The sequence below is a fragment of the Tissierellales bacterium genome (assembly GCA_035301805.1).
GTDB lineage: Bacteria > Bacillota > Clostridia > Tissierellales > DATGTQ01 > DATGTQ01.
In genome coordinates this window covers 18,439-41,705 of sequence record DATGTQ010000188.1, presented here as the reverse complement: position 1 = coordinate 41,705, position 23,267 = coordinate 18,439, and the positions used below count along the sequence as shown (strand labels likewise).

Genomic DNA, 23,267 nt, shown 5'->3' with positions numbered 1-23,267 from the left:
CATGGAAATATTAATTAAAGGTGGAAAATTAATAGATTGTAACAAGAGCACTAGAGGGGATATTTACATAAAGAATGAGAAGATAGAGGCTATAGGTTCTAATTTAAACTATAATTGTAAGACTATAAAAGCTGAAGGTTTAGTAGTTCTTCCTGCCTTTATAGATATGCATGCCCATTTTAGAGACCCTGGATATACTTATAAGGAGGATATTTATACGGGAAGTTTAGCTGCATTAAAAGGAGGTTATACCTTAGTAAATTTAATGGGGAATACTAATCCTGTTTGTAGTTCTATGGATACGGTAGAATATATTTTAGAAAAGTCTAAAAAAATAGATTTAATAGATATTCATCAAACAGTATCTATAACAGGGAATTTTGATGGAAAAAACATAGATCATATTGATAATCTTGATAACAGGGTAAAGGTATTATCCGATGATGGCAAAGGAGTATTGTCTAATAATACTATGTATAGGGCCATGATTAAAGCAAAAGAGAAAGATTTAATTATATTGTCCCATGCAGAAGATGAATACTTAACCTTAATAGATAATAGACTTTCAGAAAATATAATGACTTTAAGGGATATATATTTATCAAAAGTAACAGGCGCCAAACTTCACATAGCTCATGTCAGTACTAAAGAAGCCATGGAGGAAATTATAAAAGCAAAGAGGGAAAAATTTAATATAACTTGTGAAGTAACGCCTCACCATATAGCATTGCATGACTATGATTATAAGGTAAATCCACCTATTAGAAAAAAGGAGGATACTAAAGCATTAATTAAGGCAATACAAGAAGGGTTTGTAGACGTTATAAGTACAGATCATGCTCCTCATACAGAGAAAGATAAGGAAAAAGGTGCCTGTGGCATATCAGGAATAGAAACAGCTTTTTCCATATGCTATACTATTTTAGTTAAAAAAGGTTATATTTCCTTAAACAAATTATCTCAACTAATGTCAGCCAATCCATCTAGACTTATGAAGTCTAATAAAGGAAAGATTGATATAGGCTACGATGGAGATTTAGTATTGGTGGATTTAAATAATAAGGTAAAGGTTAATAGTAAAAACTTTATATCAAAAGGTAAAAATACTCCTTTTTATGGAAAAGAGTATCTTGGTGAAATAATAGCCACTATAAAAAGTGGGGAAATAAAATATTCTAATGGGGGGATAGAAATTGATAATAGATAGATTATATGAAGAGGTGGAGAGAAAGGGTAATGTTTGTATAGGGTTGGACACAGATATAAACTATATTCCTAATAAACTAAAAGAGGAATATTTATCTTTAAGTGACGCTATCTTTCAATTTAATAAAACCATAGTAGATGGAACAATAGATATAGTTCCATGCTACAAAGTGCAAATAGCTTTTTATGAAGCCTATGGATTGGAAGGTATGAAGGCTTATAAAAAAACATTAGACTATATAAGAAAAAAAGGTTCTATAGTTATAGCAGATGTGAAGAGAGGAGATATTTCTTCAACAGCTAAGATGTATGCAAAAGCTCATTTTGAAGGGGATTTTGAAAGTGATTTTATTACTTTAAATCCTTATATGGGTTTTGACAGTATTATCCCCTATTTAGAATATTTAGAAAAGGGTCAAAAAGGTTTGTTTGTACTTCTTAAAACTTCTAATGAGGGAGCAAAGGATATTCAATATTTAGATATAAAGGGAAAGAAAGTTTATAATCATGTAGGAGAAAAACTATTAGAAATAGGTTCAAGATATATGGGATCAAGTGGGTACAGTTTAATAGGCGGTGTAGTAGGTGCAACTTATTTAGATGAAGGAATAGAAATAAGACAGAAATATAATAGCATGTTTTTCCTTATACCAGGCTATGGTGTTCAAGGGGGACGGGGAAAGGATGTTAGCTTATATTTAAAAAGTAGAAACGGGGGAATTGTTAACTCATCTAGAGGTATTATTACAGCTTATAAAAAATATGATGACGGGGAAGAGAAATTTGATTATTATGCACGGAAAGCTGTATTAACTATGAGGGAGGATATAGAAAATGCAGCTAAACTATAAAAAGGGGGAAGTCCTTTTAAATGAAGAAATAGCAAAAAAAATATTTAAAATTAAAGTAAAGGGAAATTTTAATGGAAATCCAGGTCAATTTTATATGCTGAGGGCTTGGGATAGAGAGCCTTTTCTTTCAAGGCCTTTAAGTATTTACAATTTATCTAATAAATATATAGAATTTTTATATGAAGTAAAGGGAAGAGGTACGAAAATTTTTTCTAATTTAAAATCTGGAGATTTTTTATATTTACTTGGTCCTTTAGGTAATGGATTTAATTTAGATATTCATGGAAGAGTTGGTATAATTGCTGGAGGAATAGGTATAGCTCCTATGATATATTTGGCAAATAAACTTGGAAAACAAGTAGATTTTTATGCAGGATTTAGAGAAGAGCCTTATTCTATAGAGGAAATAAAATATAAAGTTAATAAATTATATATAGCTACTGAAAATGGATGTGTCGATCACAAGGGCTATGTAGTGGATATGTTAAATGTAGAAAAATATTCTCAAATTTTAGCCTGTGGTCCAACTCCTATGCTTAAAAAAATTGTTTCAATTTGTGAAGAAAATCATGTTCCAGCATATATATCTATGGAAAATATAATGGGCTGTGGAATAGGAAGTTGCCTGGGATGTACTATTGAAACAGTAAATGGTATGAAAAAAGTATGTAAAGATGGTCCGATTTTCCCAGGAGAGGAGATAGTTTTTAATGATTAATACTAAGGTAAATATATCTGGTATAGAATTTAAAAATCCTGTAATTGCTGCTTCTGGAACTTTTGGTTTTGGTAGGGAATACGAGGGGTTGTTTCCCTTGTCAAAACTAGGAGGCATTTGTACAAAAGGTCTTACATTAAGTAAAAAAGAAGGAAATAAAGGTATTAGAATTTATGAAACCACTGGTGGAATGCTCAATAGTATAGGGTTGCAAAACCCAGGGGTAGATGAATTTATAGAAGATGAATTATCTTATATGGAAAAACAAAATACTGTCATTATAGCAAATGTAGGTGGAAGTAGTGTTGAGGAATATGTGAAGGCTGTTGAAAAACTGAATAATACTAATATATCTATGATTGAATTAAATATTTCCTGCCCCAATGTTAAAGAAGGTGGCATGGCTTTTGGCATAAAATCAGATATTGCCTTTAAAGTCGTATCTGAAGTAAGAAAGGTTTGCAAGAAACCTTTAATAGTGAAACTGTCTCCTAATGCAGAAGATATAGTAGATATGGCAGAAAAATGTTGTAGGGCAGGAGCAGATAGTATATCTTTAGTTAATACATTTAATGGAATGGCTATAGATATTAATAAAAGAAAACCTGTATTTAATAATATAACAGCAGGACTCTCTGGGCCTTGTATAAAACCTATAGCTTTAAGAATGGTATATGAGGTAGCTAAAGCTGTAGATATACCGGTTATTGGTATAGGAGGAATATTAGACTATGAAGATGCATTAGAGTTTATAATGGCGGGGGCGTGGGCAATACAAGTAGGCAGTGGAAACTTTATAAAACCTGGTTTAACTGTAGATATTATTGAAGGAATAGAAAATTATATGAAAGAGGAAGGAATAAATTCAATTAAAGAAATTAGAGGGATTGTGAGGAGGTAAATTCATGGTTATTGAATTATTAAAAGAAACAGAGGCTCTTTTAGAAGGACACTTTTTATTGTCCTCAGGAAAACATAGTAATAAGTATGTTCAATGTGCAAAACTTTTACAATATCCAGACAAAGCTGAGAAAGCAATAAAAGTAATAGTTGGGAAGTTAGAGAATGTAGGTTTTGATATTGTCGTTGGACCGGCTATGGGTGGTATAGTAGTTAGTTATGAAATTGGACGACAAACAGGAAAACCTAGTATATTCACAGAAAGAATTGACGGGGAAATGGTTTTAAGGAGAGGATTTAAAGTAGAAAAAGGTCAAAAAGTTTTAATTGGAGAAGATGTTATAACTACTGGTAAATCTTCCTTAGAAACTATAAAAGCTATTGAAAAATTAGGTGGAGAAGTAGTAGGGGTAGCCTCTATAGTAGATAGAAGTAATGAGGATTTTTCATACCCTATATTTAGTGGTACAAAACTTAAAATTGATACTTATAGTGAAAGTGAATGTCCTATGTGTGAAAAAGAGATTCCTTATGGAAAACCTGGAAGTAGAAATAACCCCTAATAATTAGGGGTTATTTCTCTATATACAATATACCTACAGTGCCAGGGCCACAGTGACTAGATATTACACAACCTGCATCAGTTATATGGATATTTTCCACATTAATGCTTCTCTCTAATTCCTCTTTTAAGTAATTTACAGCATCTCCACCTTGAGAATGGGTAATAAACACTCTTTTTTCATCCATCTTATTTTTATTTTTTAATGATTCTTTTAGCATTGTATCTATAACTTTTTTTCTTTTTCCTCTAATTTTATGGCTTAAGAACATTTCACCATCGGCTACGGCGACAACTGGTTTGATTTTTAATATTCCGCCGACAAAATTTGCAACAGAAGAGCATCTTCCTCCTTTATGAAGGTAATCTAATGTATCAATAATAAAAGAGGACCTGACCTTAGGAACTAACTTTCTTAACTCTTTCGCTATTTCCTGTAGGTTTAAACCCTGTTCACGGAAATCGCAAGCTTTCATAACTAAAAGTCCTATTCCTGAAGATAAATTATATGAATCTACAACTTCAATATTAGCACTGGGGAATTCACTTTTAGCAATTAAAGCATTTTGTATTGTAGCTGACATTTTTGATGAAAGACCTATGTAAATTATGTCATAGCCCTTTTCTATATAGGGTCTAAAAGCCTCTATAAATTCTTGAGGCGAGGGGGCAGAAGTTTTAGGAAGAATATTATATTCTTCAACTTTTTTATATAATTCCTCCTGAGTTAAATCTACATTGTCCTTATACTCCTCATCATTAAAATGGATGTGTAAAGGAATAATAGAAATATTATTTTGTTCAATAAGTTCTTTTGATAAATCACTTGTACTGTCTGTAAATATTTTTATTTTGTTCAATTTAATCACCCTTGGTTAATTTATACTTAACATATTATATATTATCAAATTTATAAATATATAACTATAGTATTCCCATTATTTTTCCTGTGGGAATATTTTATATCCTAATATTGCATACTAATATATAAGAATTTTAACATAATGGGTGATATTTTGATATCAAAAAAAATAGAGAAAAATAGGAAGAATATAATTGAAAAATTTAATAATTCTAGTGACTTAGAACTATATGAGTTTGAAGGGGGAAAGAAAAAGAAATTTTTTATTTCATATATTGATGGACTGATTGACCAGGATTTATTAGATAGAGATGTATTAGGACCTATTATTGATGATTTTGAAGATATAAAGGATTTGAAAAAGACTATTAAAGTTAGTAGTCTTAAAGAAACAAATAACATAGAAGAGATAATAGAAGAAATTACCTATGGCAGTATAGGTTTATTTGTTGATGGTACTGATTTAGGTTATATTATAGAGTTAAGAAAATGGAATAAAAGAAGTATAGAAGAACCAGATGCAGAAACTGTAGTGAGAGGACCTAAGGAAGGATTTATTGAAGATTTAGGTTCAAACAGGGTTTTACTAAGAAGAAAAATACGAAATGAGAATTTAGTTTTTGAGGATTACATACTAGGAGAACAAACGAATACAAAAATTTCTCTAGCCTATATAGTGGGAATTGTAAATGAAGATGTATTAGAAGAGTTAAGAAGAAGGATTAATAAAATTAATATAGATGCAATACTAGAGACAGGATATATAGAACAATTAATAGATGATAGGCCTTATTCATTTCTAACAACTATAGGAGATACACAAAAGCCCGATGTAGTTGCCGGTAGAATACTTGAAGGGAGAATAGCTATATTTTGTGATGGAACGCCTCATGTTTTAACTATTCCTAAACTTTTTATTGAAAATATACAGACTAGTGAAGATTATTATACTACATCCCCTTATTCTACTTTTTTAAGAATTATTAGGGTTTTCTCTTTATTTATAAGTATAGTACTACCTGGATTCTATGTAGCATTACAAACCTTCCACCAAGAAATGGTACCTACAGTACTTTTAATAACTATGGCTGGGGCTAGGGAGGGAGTGCCATTTCCAGCTATGGTGGAGGCATTATTAATGACAATAGTATTAGATGTAATAAAGGAATCTGGAATTAGGCTTCCTAGGTCTGTAGGCTCTGCTGTCAGTATAGTTGGAGCTTTGGTCCTAGGTGAGGCAGCTGTAGAAGCAGGATTGATAAGTGCCCCTATGGTAATAATTATAGCAACTACTGCTATTGCAGAATTTACGGTCCCCACTTTAGTAGAAGGAATAAGTATATATAGATTAATTATTATTATATTAGGTGGGGTTATGGGTCTTTACGGGATAACCTGTGGTCTTGTAGTTATAGTTGTACAAATTATATCTCTAGATTCTTTTGGTATACCCTATACTTCTCCAATGGCTCCTGTAGACAAAGAAGGTTTAAAGGATACAGTTGTTCGTTTTCCTTTAAAAAGATTAATATTTAGACCTAGGTCAATAGAAAGAAGAAATATTACTAGACAAAGAGATAAGGGGATGAAGTAAAAGAATGAATAAAAAAGGTCTATTATTATTAAGTGTTTTAATTATAAGCTTTGTACTAAGTGGATGTTGGAATTCTAGAGAACTTAATACCCTAGGTATTTCATTAATTATGGGTTTTGATTTAGAAGAGAATGGAGATATATTATTAACAGCAGAGGTAATAGATCCTGAGCCATCAACAAAAGGGTTGGGTGAATTAGAAACAAGTTATGTTCAAGGAAGAGGTAAAACCATAGTTGATGCTGGTAGGGATATAACTTTAAAATTTGATAGAGCATTATTTGGGTCTCATAGTAGGGTTTTTATCTTTGGTGAAGAAATTGGTAAAAGTGAGATAATTGAATATATGGATTTTTTTAAAAGATATGATGAGCCTAGAGAAACTACATATTTATTAATTGCTAAAGATTCTAAGGCTTATGAAATTATGGGAATTGCTGCAGGAATAGAGGATGTTCCAGCAAATTATGTTACGCAACTAGTAGAGAATAAAAAGGTTAATGGGAAAACGGTAGATGTAGATATATTAGACTTTATGAAATATTATTATGAGGAAGGTTCACAACCAGTGGTTGGAGTTATAGAAAGAAAAACTAGAAACGAAATAAAAAGGGTAGATGTTTCACAACCAAAAAAACCATATGAATTATCAGTAGAGGGTGCAACTGTATTTAAAGAAGGAATGATAGTAGGATATTTGAATGGTAATGAAACCAGAGGGTTTAATTTTATAACTGGGGAAATAAAAGGGGGGCTTATTCAGTTTCCAACTCCCCATATTGATGCAGATGAACACACACTTCCAACGCCCAAGGCTGAATGCGAAATAGGAGATTCTAAAAATATGAATTATGAAGCAACTTTGGTTGAGATTATAAAGAGTAAGACGAAAAGAGATGTTGAGGTAAAGGATGGGAAAATAATATTTAAAATAAAGGTTGTTTTAAAGGGATCTGTGGCTGAGGTAGTGGGGGATATTGGTATTTCAAGAAAAGCTGTAATAGAGAGTCTAGAAGAAGCTTGTTCAGAAGAGGTAAAGAATGAAATGGAAAAAGTTATAAACAAAGCACAAAAAGAATTTAAAGTAGATATATTTAAATCAGCATCCTTATTTCATAGAAAATATCCTGAAAAATGGGATGAAATAAAGGATGATTGGGGTGATATTTTTCCAGAAACAGAGTTTCAGGTAGAAGTAGAAACTAGTATTTTAAGAACTGGGTTAACAAATACACCTACTATTAAAGTAAAGGGAGAATAAATAGTAATGGAAAGAAAAGTAACTTCATATCAGGCAATATTATTAATATTAATTTTTAGGGTAATTATTGGTTTTTCCTATCTACCGTCTATAAATATTATACCAGCAAATCAAGATGCTTGGATAGTGTTACTATTATCTATCCCTTATGTTTTGCTCCTATGTTTTCCTGTACTATTTTTAAGTAATAGGTTTAATGAGCTAACATTAATAGAATATATGGAAAATATATTTGGAAAAGTAATTGGGAAAATTGTAGGAAGTTACTATAGTTTATTTTTTCTTGTTTCGGCAATATTCTTTCTCTCTCTATTAATAGAAATGCTTGATTCTACTATGTTTCCAAATACTCCAACATGGTTTACGGCCTTAATTGGAATAGCAACATGTACCTATGTTGCTTATAAAGGACTGATAACTATGTGTAAAACTGGAGAAATAATAGTACCTTTTATTTTAATAGTTATTTTTTTATTATCAGTATTAGGGTGGAAAAGGATGGACCTTAAAGTACTTTTACCCATACTTAAAGACTCTACCCTAGATGGGATAAATAAAGGAACTATAGATGTAGCTCTACGATTTACGGATATATTAGTTTTAGCTATGATAACACCTTATTTAGAAGAGAAAGAGAAATTAAACTCAATATTTTATAAGTGCCTTGTATATTCAACTTTAATTATTGTCCTTATGTTAATAGTGACTCAAAGTGTACTTGGTATTGAACAAGCAAAACATGCAAATTTTCCTTTCTTTACATATACTAGAACTATAGAGCTTTACCACTTCATTGAAAGAATAGAATCTATATTTATTGTTACTTGGATTATGGGAAGTATTGGGAAAATATCAGGGCTTTTATATTTTTCTAGTGTATCCATGTCTCAAGTTCTAAATAAAACTAATAATAAACCTTACATAATACCAAATGCTGTAATAGTCCTTATAGCATCTGTAATTTTAAAAGACAATCGGCCAATTGTAGCAGTTAAACATCCTATTCAAGGGATATTATTAATTATTTCACTTATTAGTATGTTTATAATTCCACTTATAGCTTTAATAGTCTATTTATTTAGAAGAAAAAGTATAGAGGCCAACAAATATAATAAGAATTCTAAAATGGAAAGACCATAGTAAACTTGGTGCCTACTCCTACCTTACTTTCAACTTCTATACTACCATTATGGGCCTTTACAAGGGATTTTGTTATGGCAAGGGCTAATCCATAGCCTTTTACTTGATTGTTTTTTGAGTTATTGCCCCTATAAAAACGTTCAAAAATATACGGTAACTCTTCTTCTAATATGCCTAGACCATTATCTGCTACCTTAATGGTTATTTTATCTCCGAAAGCTTTTAATGAAATATAAGTCTCACCATTGTTATTTAAATATTTTATACTGAAGCTCTCAGAAGATAATCTTGCTTAAGGTATATATAAGTAAAATAGCCATTAATTTGACTTTTGACGAGAAAAGTAATATAATATATATAGAGAGACTCTTTCTAGAAAGATATATTTTCCTAGATAATAAAATGGAGATGTGACTGCCGAAAGGAACTTAAGATTCCCCGGTAAAAGCAGCTGTGCTGCTTTTTTTGTATGTATTTTTCTAAAAAGAGATCTGAAAGGGAGTTGAATGTATAATATGAAGATAGGAATTATTACTGATAAGCCTAGGGCAGAGTTTTTACCGACTGAGGAGGGTTTGTTAGAAGACAAGCAAAAAAGAAAAACCGTAAAGCAGCTGAAGGAAACCATTTCTAAAAAATACGATTGTATAAATTTAGTATTTGATGATAATGCTATAAAAAGGCTAAAAGGAGAAAAAGTTGATTTAGTTTTTAATTTATGCAATGGTATAAGAGGGAATTCAAGACTATCCCAACTTCCTGCCATGTTAGAATCTGCAGGAATTCCGTATACAAGCTCTTCACCTTTAGGTCATGGCCTTGCTCAGGATAAGATTTATTCTGGTTTGATTTTTAAAAAATTAGGCATACCTACGCCAAACTTTATTTATGTCTATAATATTGATGAAATTAAAGACTTAGAATTTAACTTTCCAGTTTTAGTTAAACCGAAAAATGAAGGCTCAAGTAGAGGTATACATGAGGACAGTTTAGTATTTAATAAAGAGTCTTTAATTAAAATAATTGGAGAACAGCTAAAAACTTATAATCCACCAATTATGATAACAAAGTATATAGAAGGAAAAGAATTTACTGTAGGGGTTATGGGTAATTCCGATAATATTTCAGTACTTCCAATTCTAGAAATAGACTTTTCAAACATACCGAATCATTTAAATAAATTTTATAGCTTTGAAGTAAAAGTTCATTATGGCGAACAAACTAAATATTATGTCCCAGCGAGAATAAAAAAGGAAACGGAAAATAATATAAAAAAAATGGCAGTTAAGGCATATAAGGCCCTAAATATGAGGGATTATGCTAGAATTGATTTTAGATTAAATGAAGATAATATTCCATATGTATTGGAAATTAATTCATTACCAGGATTAATGAAAGGCCATAGTGATTTGTGTAAAATGGCTGGTGCTGCTGGGTTAAACTATGATGGATTAGTCATGAAAATAGTAAATAATGCAGTAAAGAGATATGGATTAGATGAAAATTAGAATATGGAAATTTCTAAAATCATAATTAACAATAAACATTTAGCTTGTATATTCCTACAAAAGCTGATAATATATTGTGCAGCCAATCTACTGTATTAATCAAAAAAATATTAATATTGGAATATAATATTTAGAGTTTATTATTGAAATAATAATGGTATATTCCACAATTAATTAAAAATAAGAAAGGAAGTATAAATACGTATATGAATAAAACACGATTTGAAGAAATGGATGTTTCAAAAGAAATTAAAAAAGCTGTATCTGATATGGGGTTTGAAGAGGCATCGCCAATTCAGGCACAAGCTATCCCCTATTTAATGGAGGGTAGGGATGTGGTTGGTCAGGCACAGACAGGTACTGGGAAAACCGCAGCTTTTGGTATACCTATTATTGAAAGAATAAATTCTGAATCGAGGCAGCTTCAGTCTATTGTATTATGTCCCACGCGAGAACTTTCAATTCAAGTGGCGAAAGAAATAAAGAAACTAGCTAAATATAAAAAAGAAATTTTTGTATTACCAGTATATGGAGGGCAACCTATAGAAAGACAAATAAAGGCATTAAAAAAGGGAGTCCAGATAGTTATAGGTACTCCAGGAAGAGTAATTGACCATATAAAAAGAGGTACATTAAAATTAGATAATATTGAAATGATGGTATTAGATGAAGCCGATGAAATGTTTGATATGGGATTTAGGGATGATATTGAGCTTGTTATTAATAAGACTCCTAAAGATAGACAAACGGTATTTTTTTCTGCAACAATGGATAAGAAGATAATTAATTTTGCTAAAAAATATCAGAAAACCCCTAAATATATAAGAACAGTTCCCAAGGAATTAACGGTTCCAAATATTGAACAGTATTATTTAAAGGTTAAGAAAGGTATGAAAACTGAAATACTTTCTAGATTATTAGATATACAAAATTCCAATTTAAGCATAGTATTTTGTAATACAAAACGGAAGGTAGATGAACTCATAATAGAACTTCAGGGAAGAGGATATTTTGCAGATGGAATCCATGGTGATCTAAAGCAATCCCAAAGGGACAAGGTTATGTCTAAATTTAGAAAAGGAAACATCGATATTTTAGTGGCAACAGATGTGGCGGCTAGGGGAATAGATGTAGATAATGTTGATATAGTGTTTAACTACGACATACCACAGGATTTGGAATATTATGTTCACAGAATTGGAAGAACAGCAAGAGCTGGGAAAACAGGAAAAGCCTATAGTCTTGTAGTAGGCAGAGATATTAATAAGCTTAAAGATATAGAGAAATATGCCAAAACTAAAGTTGTTCGAAAAGATATCCCCACATTAAATGAGGTAGCAGAAAGTAAAACTACGGATATATTAGGAAAAATAAAGCATGAAATAGGAATTTCTGATCTTTCTAAGTATGAAACTAGTGTAGAATTGCTACTAGAAGAAGGCTATAAACTTAAAGATATAGCGGCTGGGCTTTTAAAACTATATTTTGATGATAAATCAGAAGATAAAAATAGGAAACTAGAAAGTAAAAATAGCGAAGAAATGGAAAGGTTATATATTAATATAGGAAGAAAAGATGGTGTTAGACCAAGACATATTGTTGGTGGGATTTATCAGTTAGCTAATATTTCCAGAGACTCTATAGGAGATATTGATATTTATGATAAATTTTCATTTATTGAAGCTCCTAGAAAGTATACAAATGATATATTGGATTCACTAAATAATAATAGAATTAAGGGAAAAAAGGTCAGGGTAGAAGTGGCAATGGATAAAAAAAAGAAAAGATAGTTGGGTAATAGAAATTTCTGAAATAGTTTAATAAAGCAAGCATTTCAGGAATTTTTTTATTTTTAATGTAAGTTTCCTTATAAAAAAGTAGGGTATAACATTGATTAAGGACATAAAACTTATAAAGGGGGTAAGAATGTGGATTATAGCATACTTGTAGGAGGACAAGCTGGCCAAGGAATGGATACTTTTGGTCATTTATTAGAAAGAACACTAAAGCGTAGTGGATTTTATGTATTTTCAAGTCAAGATTACATGTCTAGAGTGAGGGGTGGAAATAATTTTGTACAGGTAAGATTTTCAAATAATCCTATATATGCATCTACATCAAAGGTAGATGTGATATTTGCCCTAAATAATGAAACAATAGACATTCACTCATCTAGTATAAAAGATAATGGTATAATAATTTGCGATGAAAGCGTAGGAGAAGGAAAGGATATAGTACATTTACCTTTAATTAAAGTAGCAAAAAAGGTGAAAAATAGTAGGGTTTATACTACTGCAGGGCTGGGAGCTATTTTAAAATATTTTGGACTATCTTTGGAAATTGGAGAAGATGTAATAAAAAGTGTATTTAATGAAAAAGTGGCAGATGTAAATATTAAAGCCTTAAAAGAAGGCTATGAAATGGTAGAAACTAAACATCAATTAGAAATCAGTAAAGATGAGAATGTGTTAATAAATGGCAATGATGCAATTGGATTAGGAGCTGTTACAGCAGGATGTAAATTTTACTGTGGATATCCTATGACACCTTCTTCAGGAATATTAACATATATATCTTCTAAAGCAGATGAAATGAATATAGTTGTTGATCAAGTAGAAGATGAAGTTGCAGCATTAAATATGGCATTAGGAGCATCCTATACAGGAGTAAGGTCTATGACAGCTTCCTCGGGTGGAGGATTTTCTTTAATGGTAGAGGCCTTAAGTTTAGCAGGTATTATAGAAACACCTGTGGTTTTAGCTAATGTTCAAAGGCCAGGTCCAGCAACGGGACTTCCAACAAGAACAGAACAAGCAGATCTTAGATTCTTAATTCATGCAGGTCATGGAGAATTCCCTAGAATGATTATGGCTTTAAGAGATCCAGAAGATGCCTTCTATCAAACCGTAAGAGCTTTCAATATTGCGGAAAAATACCAAATACCAGTACTATTGCTAAGTGATCAATATATGGCAGATAGCATGGTAACCTCAAAGCCTTTTGATTTTAATAAGGTTAAAATAGAAAGACATCTAGCTAATATGGATGAAATAAAGGATGAAGAATATAAAAGATATAAGTTTACAGAGACTGGTATATCTCCAAGATTAATACCAGGCAAAGTATCTGGTAAAATAGTTTTAGTAGATAGTGATGAACATGATGAATGGGGAAATATCATTGAAGATAGTGAAACTAGAATAAAAATGGTTGAGAAACGAATGAAAAAATTAGAAGGTTTAAAAAAAGAGGTAGAGGAACCTTGGGTTATAGGTGGAGAAAATCCAGAAAACCTTATAGTAGCTTGGGGTTCTACTTATGGAATAATAAAAGAAGCAGTAGAAAGATTAGTAGAAGAAGGAGTTTCAATCAGTGCTTTAGTATTTGGCGATATATGGCCATTCCCAACTAAAAAACTTTTAGAAATGAGTGAGAATGCGAAAAATATCATCGATGTGGAACAAAATGCTACAGCCCAATTAGATAGTTTAATAAAGGAACAAGCTCTTATTAAATCTACTCATAAGATACTTAAGTTTGACGGTCGTCCTTTCAATGTGGATGAATTGTATAATAGGCTTAAGGAGGTATTATAATGACGAAGTATGATTATGAACTTAAAGAACCAGCATGGTGTCCAGGCTGTGGAAATTTTATGATAAGAACAGCCTTAAAGCAAGCCCTAGAAGAATTAGAAATAGAACCCCATGAGGTAGTTATATCATCGGGAATAGGGCAAGCAGCAAAAATGCCTCACTATATAAAGGTAAATGGTTTTAATGGTTTACATGGTAGGGCTTTACCACCAGCTATTGGAATAAAAATGGCTAATAAAGATTTAAATGTAATTGTAGAGTCTGGAGATGGAGACACCTATGGTGAAGGTGGAAATCATTTTATTCATACTATAAGACGTAATATTGATATAGCTCATTTTGTTCACGATAATCAGATATATGGTTTAACTAAAGGTCAAGCTTCACCAACAACAGCAGAGGGACAAAAAACTACTTTGCAATTTGATGGAGTCAAGGTAGAACCATTAAATCCTTTAGCCCTAGCTCTTACTATGGGGGCTGGATTTGTAGCAAGAAGTTTTTCAGGAGATGTCCCCCATTTAGTAGGGGTAATGAAAGAGGCAATAAATTATAAAGGCTATGCATTAGTAGATATTTTACAACCTTGTGTAGTATGGAATAAAGTTAACACCTATGCTTGGTATAAAGAAAGAGTTTATCATCTTCCAGAGGATTATGATTATACAAATAAAGAAGAAGCTTTTAAAAAGGCCATGGAATTTGATGATAAAATACCTATAGGTATTTTATATAAAGTGGAAAAGGATACCTATGAGGATAAATTTGATTTTGTAAAAGAAGGACCACCAATGGTAGATAGAAAATTAGATCCATTAGATGCGGAAAAATTAATGGAAGAGTTTATATAAATTTTGGATAGAAGGATATTATTTTAATATCCTTCTATTAGAGTACATAGGAAAATAAGAAGGGGATCAAAATATGGATTATAGTATACTTATAGCAGGCGCAGCGGGACAGTGTATGGATACTATCGGTAATTTGTTGGAAAAAGTATTAAAGCGCTATGGTTTTCATGTTTTTTCATATAAGGATTTTATGTCTAGAGTCAGGGGAGGACATAATTTTGTTCAAATTAGATTTTCAGATAAGCCAATATATACTCATGATTCAAATGTAGACTTAATATTTGGATTAAACGAAGAATCAATAAGCCTTGAAAAGTCTAAATTGAAAGAAGAAGGAATAATAATCTGCGATAAAGGTATAAGTAATAGAAAAGAAGTAATAGGGCTACCTTTAATGGAAGCTTCAATTAAATGCTCAAAGTCCAGCACCAGCTACTGGTATTGCCACGAGAACTGAACAGGGGGATCTTAGTTTTTTAATTTATGCAGGTCATGGGGAGTTCCCAAGGATGGTCATGGCACTAAGGGATCCAGAAGATGCCTTTTATCAAACAGCTAGGGCTTTTAACTTAGCAGATAAATAACAGCAATTCTTATATCTTATCTAATAAGTTCATAGTTGAATTAGATTCCAATATAATAGAATATAAATTATTAATTGAAAGAGGCGTATATAAAAGACAATGGGTATTTATATTAAAGAAAGTATTAAAAATAGTAAAATACTAGGTAAGGTTAAAAAGATGATACAATTAATACCAGTTATTATTAAAATATATATATTATATGCTTTTATTTTTGGAGTAGTAATTTTCGCTTTTTATAAGCATAATGTAAGCAATTATAGAGAGACTCACCCAGTTGATAGGTTCTGGGGAAAAGGACTTGGTCAAGATAGAGTTGCATTAGTAGAGGATAGATATGAATCTGGACTTGCTCGAATTAACCTTATTGAAAATGCTCAGGAAACTATAGATATATCTTACTATACAATAGAAAAAGGTGTATCTGCTGATATATTTTGGGGTTCTATTATAAATGCTGCCGATAAAGGTGTAAAGGTCAGGGTTCTACTAGATGGAATATTTCATAATTTAAAAGATGATATGAAAGATATTATCTATGTCTGTTATAATCATCCAAATATTCAACTTAAATTATATGAACCTTTAAATGTGTTTAAACCATGGACATGGAACAATAGGCTTCATGATAAAATTATTATTGTAGATAATGAACTGGCTATGATTGGTGGTAGAAATATAGGAGATAGATATTTTACTAAAGAAGAAAATGGTGAACTTGTTACAAATGATAGAGATGTAGTTATATTAAACACAAAGAAAGAAAATATATCTAATAGTGTTATTGGAGAAATGAAAGAGTATTTTAATAAAACATGGAACTGTAAATTTTCAAAATTGCCTTTAAAAAGGATTAGAAAAGGACAAAAGAAAAAAGGAGAAGAAAAAGCTAAATGGTTAAAAAATTATATTAGTAAATTAAAAGAAACAGAAGAAGAAATGTTTAATCATCCTTTTGATTGGAGAGAAATCTCTTATCCGACTAATAAAGTTACTTTGATACATAATCCTATTGAAAGGTTTAATAAAGAACCTTGGTGTTGGTATGATATTACAAATCTAGGAAAGGCAGCTGAGAAATCAATATTTATTCAAAGCCCATACATTGTACCAACTAATAAAATGCTAAAACATATTAACATTAAAAATGATTTGCCGGAAAAGGCAGATATATTAACTAACTCCCTTACAACCAATCCTAATCTTATGGGTACGGCTGGGACTATGCTGCGACGAAAAGATGTAGTAGATGCGGGAATAAATTTGTATGAATACCAGGGGACCGAGTCTATACATGCTAAATCCTATATTTTTGATGAGCGAGTTAGTCTGGTAGGTTCTTTTAATGTAGATGGGAGAAGTGCCTATTTAAGTACAGAAACTATGGTTGTTATTGATGGTGAAGAATTTGCGGAACATTTTAAAGAAGAAATTAAAAATCAAATTGATCAAAGTTTAATGGTGGGGAAAGATTATTCATATATAGAAGATCCAAATATAGAAGCAAAAAAGCCTACAGTCCTAAAAATGATTATAATAAAGTTTTTATCTATACTAGCATATTTTTTTGATTTTATGATATAATGCCTATGGACTATTAGGAAAATTTAACATAAGGGACAAGTAAATGAGGAAAATTGCATTTAAAAATGGAATTTTAATTGATGGTACTGGAAAAGGAATAATTAAATAAGTGTATTAAATAAATATATTAAAGACGAGTCGAAAGACTTGTCTTTTTAAGTGTTCTTGCTGAAGCATAAATAAGTAGAAAAAGACATAAGAGAGGGTTAACTTATATAAACTTTAGCGTTCACAAATAATTTTGAGATAGAAAATTTATTAATTCTTTTATTGAGATTTAGCAGTTTAAATGTGTAGAAAGTAATATATCAATGGAATAATAATATAAGAATTATGTAGTTTGTTGCTGAGAAATTCTTAGGGAATTACAAGTCTTGACGGATATTTCACCTTTATCTTGATGTAATTTTATAAAACATAAAGGGGGAAATAAAATGTTAAATAAGAAAAAGTTTAAACTGAGTATTATATTCATATTACTAATTTTTATTTTTACTACATCATCTATAGTAGCAGCAGAGTCTATTCACAAAAATATTTTTGAAGAGATTTCAGCAGAGAATATTTATAAGCATATCTCTATTTTGACTAGTGATGATACTAGAATACTATTCTAAATAATATATAGTATAGTTAAAATTAAAATTGAATTTTTTAGTTAGATATTTCAATAATAAGGGACCATATACTATAATTGGAACATTAGACTTGCTTAAATAGGTGCAATATGAATAAAAATAATATATAGCATATATATGTTTTCATTGCCTAAAACTGAAAGACTTAAAATAAAAATCAAGGGAAAACTTTTAGTGCAAGATATTATTTAAATATTGACTGCCTAGGTAAAATAAAAATTACCCAAGCTAAGCTTTATGTAAGGGAGATGTGTTTATGAAGAATAAATCTAAATTAAAAGTTTTTCTAACTTTTTTTTTAATAGCTTTTATGATAGTTAACTTCATAGGATTATCTATAGGAGGATTTTGTCATAAACAAATGTGTTTAAGACGAGGGGTAAAGCCTGAGGGTAATCAACTAGTGTCTGAAGTATTAAATACAAATAAAAATAGATTATATAAAGAAGAGAATGTTAATATAGAGACAAAACAAGGTTATAAATTAAGTGGCACATATATAAAAAATCCAAAAGAAACTAAAGATACAGTGATATTAGTACATGGACTAATGAGAACTAGAAGAAGTATGCTTTCTACAGCTAGGGTTTACTTAGAAAAAAATTTTAATGTGTTGCTATATGATTCAAGAAATAATGGTGAAAGTGGGGGAGAGGATACAACTTTTGGTCATTTTGAAAAATACGACTTGGATGAATGGGTAGAATATATAGCTAAGAGAAATCCTGGTGGAAATCTTGGAGTTCACGGTAGATCTATGGGGGCAGCAACTGCTCTTTTACACTCGGAAATTAATGAGGATTCTAAAAATGTAAAATTTTATGTATCCGATTGTGCATATTCTGATTTAAAAGATGAATTTATTTATGTTGCAGATAAGGGAGATCTGACTATACCATCACGCTTTTTCGCTTTTTATGCAAGTTTAGCAACAAAAATAAAATCTGATTTTAAATACAGTGATGTTTCTCCTAAAGAGTCTGTAAAAAATGTTACTACACCAATAATGTTTATTCATGGTAAAAAGGATGAGCTTGTACCTGTTTCCATGTGTAAAGAGTTGTTTAATTCAAAGAATAAGGGGTTAAAGGATGTGTACCTGGCAGAAAATGCGGGGCATGGTGAAAGTTTTAAGAATAATAGAGAAGAATATATAGATAGATTGTATAAGTTTATTGATACTGCTTTAGAGAAATAAAAAATCTCATGTGAATAGCATGAGATTTTTTATTTACTAAACATATAATCTATATTTAATCTTCACTTTTTCCATTTTACTTATCATTTTTTCTCCAAATACAAACATGAAGAATGCTGTGTCTAGGCTGTGAACCGTGTCATAAGGTACCACTGATACATAAAGTACGGCTATTATTACTAACTCTCTAGCCTTTGGACGTCTTTTTTCAAAGCCCATGAAAAAAGGTAACATAGTGTAAAGGATTATAAGTAGACCTATAAGTTTGTATAATTTATCATTTAGATACTTTATTCCTATAAATATAGTAATAGAAATAATAATAAATATTATAAAGGCCGATAAAATAGTTCGTTTTTTATGGGATAACCTATAGCGTTCTGGATCATATTTTGTGGGCATAGCTGAATCACATCCTCACATATTATTGCATTTTTAAATAAATGTTTAGACATTCGGTTGGAAGCTGTAGTATAAAAGCTATTGACACTAAAAAGTTCCCTAGGAGTACCTTGTGAAATAACAGTCCCATCAAATAGCATGGCAGATTTATCAAAGTATTCAGCACAAAATTCAATATCGTGGGTAACCATTACTATAGTGACTCCTTTTTGTTGAAGTTTTTTAAATATTTTAGCCAAAACATTATGTTTCATTGATACGAATAGGTTATCGTAGCTTTTACAGTAGCGGGGATGTTAAGGACTCTCACCTTGTTCCCTATTAATGCTTACGCAATCGATAGAATATTTTATTATGATTATTTGACTTTATTGCATTATATAAAATGTTGTTGTCAATATTAGAAACAACTAAATATTGGTATCTAGTATACTAATTTATAAATGATATATAATATGGGTTTTAGCATATATATCCATTATTATGGGTAAAATACATTATAAATGGAAGAGAAAGGATTTGAGTTTATGAATATAGAGAATAATAAAGCCCCGAATAAATTAATAAATGAAAAATCACCATATCTTCTTCAACATGCTTATAATCCAGTGCAATGGTATCCTTGGGGAAAAGAGGCCTTAAATAAAGCAAGGGAAGAGGATAAGCTAATTTTTTTAAGTATTGGCTACTCTACTTGTAGATGGTGCCATAATATGAATAGAGAATCTTTTCAAGATGAAGAAGTAGGAGAAATATTAAATAAGTATTTTGTCCCTATTAAAGTGGATAGAGAAGAAAAGCCAGATATTGATAAAGTTTATATGACTTTTTCTGATGCTATTACTGGTAGTGGTGGTTGGCCATTAAATTTATTATTGACTCCTGATACTAAACCTTTTTTTGTAGGAACCTATTTTCCCAAAAGATCTAAAGGACAACTTAATGGCCTAATAGAGCTATTGGAAAAGTCGGCAGAAATATGGAGAATAGATAAAGAAAAATTAATGATAGAAAGTAGTAATATTACTGAAAAAGTCAAGGAACATTTTATTTCTTATTCTAGTGGAGATGTGAAGGAAGATATATTTAAGGATACTAAGGAAGGACTATTAAGTATATTTGATAAAAGGAATGGAGGTTTTGGATATAGACCAAAATTTCCTATGCCTCAATATATTCTTTTTCTTTTAGAATATGGTCATAAGTATGATGATGAAGAAGCCAAAAAAATGGCCAAGAACACCTTAGAAAGCATATATAAAGGTGGTATATTTGACCATATAGGTTATGGGTTTTGTAGATATTCAGTAGATGAAAAATGGTTAGTTCCTCATTTTGAAAAAATGCTTTATGATAATGGATTATTGGCTATAACTTATATTAAAGCTTATGAACTTACGAAAGAACTACTTTACAAAGAGGTAGCAGAAAAAATATTTGATTTTGTAATTAGGGAAATGATTTCTAAAGAAGGGGCTTTTTTCTCTGCATTAGATGCAGAAACAGAAGGAGAAGAGGGCAAGTTTTATGTATTTAATTATGATGAAATTATTGATGTATTAGGTAAGGAAGATGGAGAATTTTATTGTAATCATTATGATATAACTAAAGAAGGAAATTTTGAAGGTAAAAACCTACCTAATTTAATTGGATATGATATTGAATCTATTGATGATAAAGATAAAAGACATTTGGAAGAGCTGAGACAGAAATTGTTTTCATATAGGGAGAAAAGAATCTATCCTCATAGGGATGAAAAGATATTAACTTCTTGGAATGGTATTATGATTAGTGCTTTAGCCTATGGGGGAAAAGTATTTGGGAATGAAGATTATATAAATAAAGCTAAGAAGGCAGCCGATTTTATAATAACTAATTCTATAGATAAAGATGGAAGATTGCTATCTACCTATGTAGATGGTGAAAGTTATAACTATGGGTTGTTAGAAGATTATACATTTTTTATTTATGGTTTACTAGTGCTTTATAATGTTACAAAAGATTTAGTTTATTTAAAAATTGGAGAAAAACTTAATGATGACATGCTAAATTTATTTTGGGATGAAAAGAGAGGAGGGTTATTTTATTATAGTAATATTTCAGAGGAATTAGTATTAAGGCCTAAGGATGCCTATGATGGGGCTACTCCTTCTGGAAATTCTATTGCAGCTTTAAACATGATAAAATTATACAATATAACTAGTAATAGGGAGTTTATAGATAGGGTGGAAGAAATAATATATACTTTTGGTAGAGATATAAATAATGGCCCATTAGGTCACGTATATATGGTTATGGCAAATATGTATCTTTAATTATGCTTCATTTTAATATGGATATGTGATTTAATATGGTAGGCAGTTAAAGTTTTAAAAATGATTATAATATTTTCAAAACAGGTTTCCATAGGTTAGAGGATAGGTTAGAAGATAACTTTTAAAGCATGTTACAGTGAAAGATTTGTGATAAGATGAGAAACTTTAGGGTAAATAGCTATTTACAATTATAGATTTTTGTATATAATGTATATTAATAGAATATTTAAAACCATGACTAAGAGTAGTAAATATAAGAAAGGTCTATAGTGAGCTAGGAAAAGTGAGAACCTAGTGATACTCTTATATTGAATGGACTTGGGAGTGAAAGTCTGAACTTAAGTAGGATTTTACGACTTATCATCGTTAAAGGGTAGAAGTGGCTTTTAAGCCAACTAGAGTGGTACCGCGGAAACGAACCTTTCGTCTCTAAATTTTGAGATGAAAGGTTTTTTATTTTATCGATAGAGTAATTTAAAGAGGGAGGATTTAAAATGGGAAATAAAAAAGTAATATTTAGTGGAGTGCAACCATCTGGGGCATCAACAATTGGCAATTATATAGGGGCCATTAGAAACTGGATCGATTTTCAAGATGAATATAAATGTTTTTATTCTATAGTAGATCTTCATGCTATAACTGTTCCTCAAGTACCAAAGGATTTAAGAAAAAATACCTTGAATTTATTAGCCTTATATCTGGCTTGTGGGTTAGATCCAGAAAAATCTACTATATTCATTCAATCTCATGTAAGTGCCCATGTAGAACTTGGTTGGGTATTAAATACTATATCTTATATGGGACAGTTAAGTAGAATGACTCAGTTTAAAGAAAAGTCCCAAAAAAATGAAGAAAATATAAATGCAGGATTATTTACTTACCCTGTACTTATGGCTTCAGATATTCTTTTATATCAAGCAGACTGTGTACCAGTAGGAGAAGACCAAAAACAACATGTAGAATTGGCTAGAGATTTAGCTGAAAGGTTTAATAATAAATATAGCGATACATTTAGAGTGCCAGAACCATTAATTAAAAAGGTTGGAGCAAGAATAATGAGCCTCCAAAACCCAGAAGCTAAAATGTCTAAATCTGATGATAATGACAATGGTTATATACTTTTATTAGATAAACCAGATGTTATAAATAGAAAAATGAAAAGAGCAATAACTGACTCTTATGGAGAAATAAGATATAGAGATGAGCAACCAGGGATTAAAAACTTAATAAATATTTATTCTGCCTTTACTGGGGAAACTGCTAAAGAAATTGAAAGTAAATACCAGGGTAGTGGATATGGAAAGTTTAAAGGAGATTTAGCAGAAGTAATAATAGAAGGACTAAGGCCTATTCAAGAAAAACACGATTATTATATGAAAAACAAAGATTATTTAGAAGAAATATATAAACAAGGAGCAGAAAAAGCAGAAAGAGCAGCTATAAAAACATTAAGAAAAGTTTATAAAAAGGTTGGATTCATCCCAAGATGAATCACCT

At 30.6% G+C, this 23,267-nt stretch carries 20 protein-coding genes, 1 riboswitch and 1 other annotated feature; of the genes, 18 read left to right on the top strand and 2 right to left on the bottom strand.

The window, feature by feature from the left end:
* The first annotated feature begins 1 nt into the window (after position 1).
* From VK071_09615 to pyrE, 5 genes are read left to right on the top strand one after another with little or no spacing between them, the layout of a single operon-like run.
* Positions 2 to 1,207: a dihydroorotase gene (locus tag VK071_09615; GenBank protein ID HLR35562.1), complete on the top strand. Its 1,206-nt coding sequence runs from the start codon at positions 2 to 4 to the stop codon at positions 1,205 to 1,207.
* Entirely contained in the window at positions 1,194 to 2,057 is an 864-nt protein-coding gene (pyrF, locus tag VK071_09610) for an orotidine-5'-phosphate decarboxylase (GenBank protein ID HLR35561.1), read from the top strand. The genes VK071_09615 and pyrF overlap by 14 nt, the downstream gene beginning before the upstream one ends.
* Positions 2,041 to 2,775, top strand: coding sequence for a dihydroorotate dehydrogenase electron transfer subunit (locus VK071_09605; protein HLR35560.1), 735 nt, complete (start codon positions 2,041 to 2,043; stop codon positions 2,773 to 2,775). The genes pyrF and VK071_09605 overlap by 17 nt, the downstream gene beginning before the upstream one ends.
* Positions 2,768 to 3,676: a dihydroorotate dehydrogenase gene (locus VK071_09600; protein ID HLR35559.1), complete on the top strand. Its 909-nt coding sequence runs from the start codon at positions 2,768 to 2,770 to the stop codon at positions 3,674 to 3,676. Before VK071_09605 ends, VK071_09600 begins: the two co-directional genes overlap by 8 nt.
* A 4-nt stretch (positions 3,677 to 3,680) precedes the next feature.
* Positions 3,681 to 4,238 carry an orotate phosphoribosyltransferase gene (pyrE, locus tag VK071_09595; GenBank protein ID HLR35558.1) on the top strand — a complete coding sequence of 186 codons (558 nt, stop codon included), beginning with the start codon at positions 3,681 to 3,683 and terminating at the stop codon, positions 4,236 to 4,238.
* A gap of 10 nt (positions 4,239 to 4,248) precedes the next feature.
* Here the strand turns inward: pyrE and VK071_09590 are convergent, their stop codons facing one another.
* Positions 4,249 to 5,106: a DegV family protein gene (locus VK071_09590; GenBank protein HLR35557.1), complete on the bottom strand. Its 858-nt coding sequence runs from the start codon at positions 5,104 to 5,106 to the stop codon at positions 4,249 to 4,251.
* A gap of 147 nt (positions 5,107 to 5,253) precedes the next feature.
* Between VK071_09590 and VK071_09585 the strand changes: the two genes are divergently transcribed.
* The 11 genes from VK071_09585 to VK071_09535 all read left to right on the top strand — a co-directional run bounded on the left by VK071_09585 (position 5,254) and on the right by VK071_09535 (position 19,053).
* Positions 5,254 to 6,693, top strand: coding sequence for a spore germination protein (locus tag VK071_09585; protein HLR35556.1), 1,440 nt, complete (start codon positions 5,254 to 5,256; stop codon positions 6,691 to 6,693).
* 4 nt (positions 6,694 to 6,697) lie between these two features.
* On the top strand, positions 6,698 to 7,954 hold the full coding sequence (locus VK071_09580; protein HLR35555.1) for a Ger(x)C family spore germination protein: 1,257 nt from the start codon (positions 6,698 to 6,700) through the stop codon (positions 7,952 to 7,954).
* A 6-nt stretch (positions 7,955 to 7,960) separates the two neighbouring features.
* Positions 7,961 to 9,094 (top strand): endospore germination permease, encoded by a 1,134-nt coding sequence (locus tag VK071_09575; protein HLR35554.1) that lies wholly within the window; start codon positions 7,961 to 7,963, stop codon positions 9,092 to 9,094.
* A gap of 515 nt (positions 9,095 to 9,609) precedes the next feature.
* Positions 9,610 to 10,602 (top strand): ATP-grasp domain-containing protein, encoded by a 993-nt coding sequence (locus VK071_09570; GenBank protein ID HLR35553.1) that lies wholly within the window; start codon positions 9,610 to 9,612, stop codon positions 10,600 to 10,602.
* A 206-nt stretch (positions 10,603 to 10,808) separates the two neighbouring features.
* Entirely contained in the window at positions 10,809 to 12,392 is a 1,584-nt protein-coding gene (locus VK071_09565; GenBank protein ID HLR35552.1) for a DEAD/DEAH box helicase, read from the top strand.
* Positions 12,393 to 12,530: 138 nt separating this feature from the next.
* Positions 12,531 to 14,198: a 2-oxoacid:acceptor oxidoreductase subunit alpha gene (locus tag VK071_09560; GenBank protein ID HLR35551.1), complete on the top strand. Its 1,668-nt coding sequence runs from the start codon at positions 12,531 to 12,533 to the stop codon at positions 14,196 to 14,198.
* Positions 14,198 to 15,049: a 2-oxoacid:ferredoxin oxidoreductase subunit beta gene (locus tag VK071_09555; GenBank protein ID HLR35550.1), complete on the top strand. Its 852-nt coding sequence runs from the start codon at positions 14,198 to 14,200 to the stop codon at positions 15,047 to 15,049. Before VK071_09560 ends, VK071_09555 begins: the two co-directional genes overlap by 1 nt.
* Positions 15,050 to 15,122: 73 nt before the next feature.
* A complete protein-coding gene (locus tag VK071_09550; GenBank protein HLR35549.1) occupies positions 15,123 to 15,506 on the top strand; it encodes a 2-oxoacid:acceptor oxidoreductase family protein in 384 nt (127 codons plus the stop codon).
* Between the two features lie 226 nt (positions 15,507 to 15,732).
* On the top strand, positions 15,733 to 17,217 hold the full coding sequence (locus VK071_09545; protein HLR35548.1) for a phospholipase D family protein: 1,485 nt from the start codon (positions 15,733 to 15,735) through the stop codon (positions 17,215 to 17,217).
* A gap of 434 nt (positions 17,218 to 17,651) precedes the next feature.
* Entirely contained in the window at positions 17,652 to 17,834 is a 183-nt protein-coding gene (locus VK071_09540; GenBank protein ID HLR35547.1) for a hypothetical protein, read from the top strand.
* A gap of 277 nt (positions 17,835 to 18,111) precedes the next feature.
* Positions 18,112 to 19,053, top strand: coding sequence for an alpha/beta hydrolase (locus tag VK071_09535; protein ID HLR35546.1), 942 nt, complete (start codon positions 18,112 to 18,114; stop codon positions 19,051 to 19,053).
* 36 nt (positions 19,054 to 19,089) lie between these two features.
* Here VK071_09535 and VK071_09530 read toward each other — a convergent pair whose 3' ends face one another.
* Positions 19,090 to 19,455 (bottom strand): hypothetical protein, encoded by a 366-nt coding sequence (locus VK071_09530; protein HLR35545.1) that lies wholly within the window; start codon positions 19,453 to 19,455, stop codon positions 19,090 to 19,092.
* A gap of 243 nt (positions 19,456 to 19,698) precedes the next feature.
* Positions 19,699 to 19,811, bottom strand: a riboswitch (cobalamin riboswitch).
* A gap of 171 nt (positions 19,812 to 19,982) precedes the next feature.
* On the opposite strand from VK071_09530, the gene VK071_09525 reads away from it, so the two are divergent.
* A complete protein-coding gene (locus tag VK071_09525; GenBank protein HLR35544.1) occupies positions 19,983 to 21,770 on the top strand; it encodes a thioredoxin domain-containing protein in 1,788 nt (595 codons plus the stop codon).
* 225 nt (positions 21,771 to 21,995) lie between these two features.
* Positions 21,996 to 22,204: a binding site (T-box leader), on the top strand.
* 60 nt (positions 22,205 to 22,264) lie between these two features.
* Positions 22,265 to 23,260 carry a tryptophan--tRNA ligase gene (gene trpS, locus VK071_09520; GenBank protein HLR35543.1) on the top strand — a complete coding sequence of 332 codons (996 nt, stop codon included), beginning with the start codon at positions 22,265 to 22,267 and terminating at the stop codon, positions 23,258 to 23,260.
* The last annotated feature ends 7 nt before the right edge of the window (positions 23,261 to 23,267 follow it).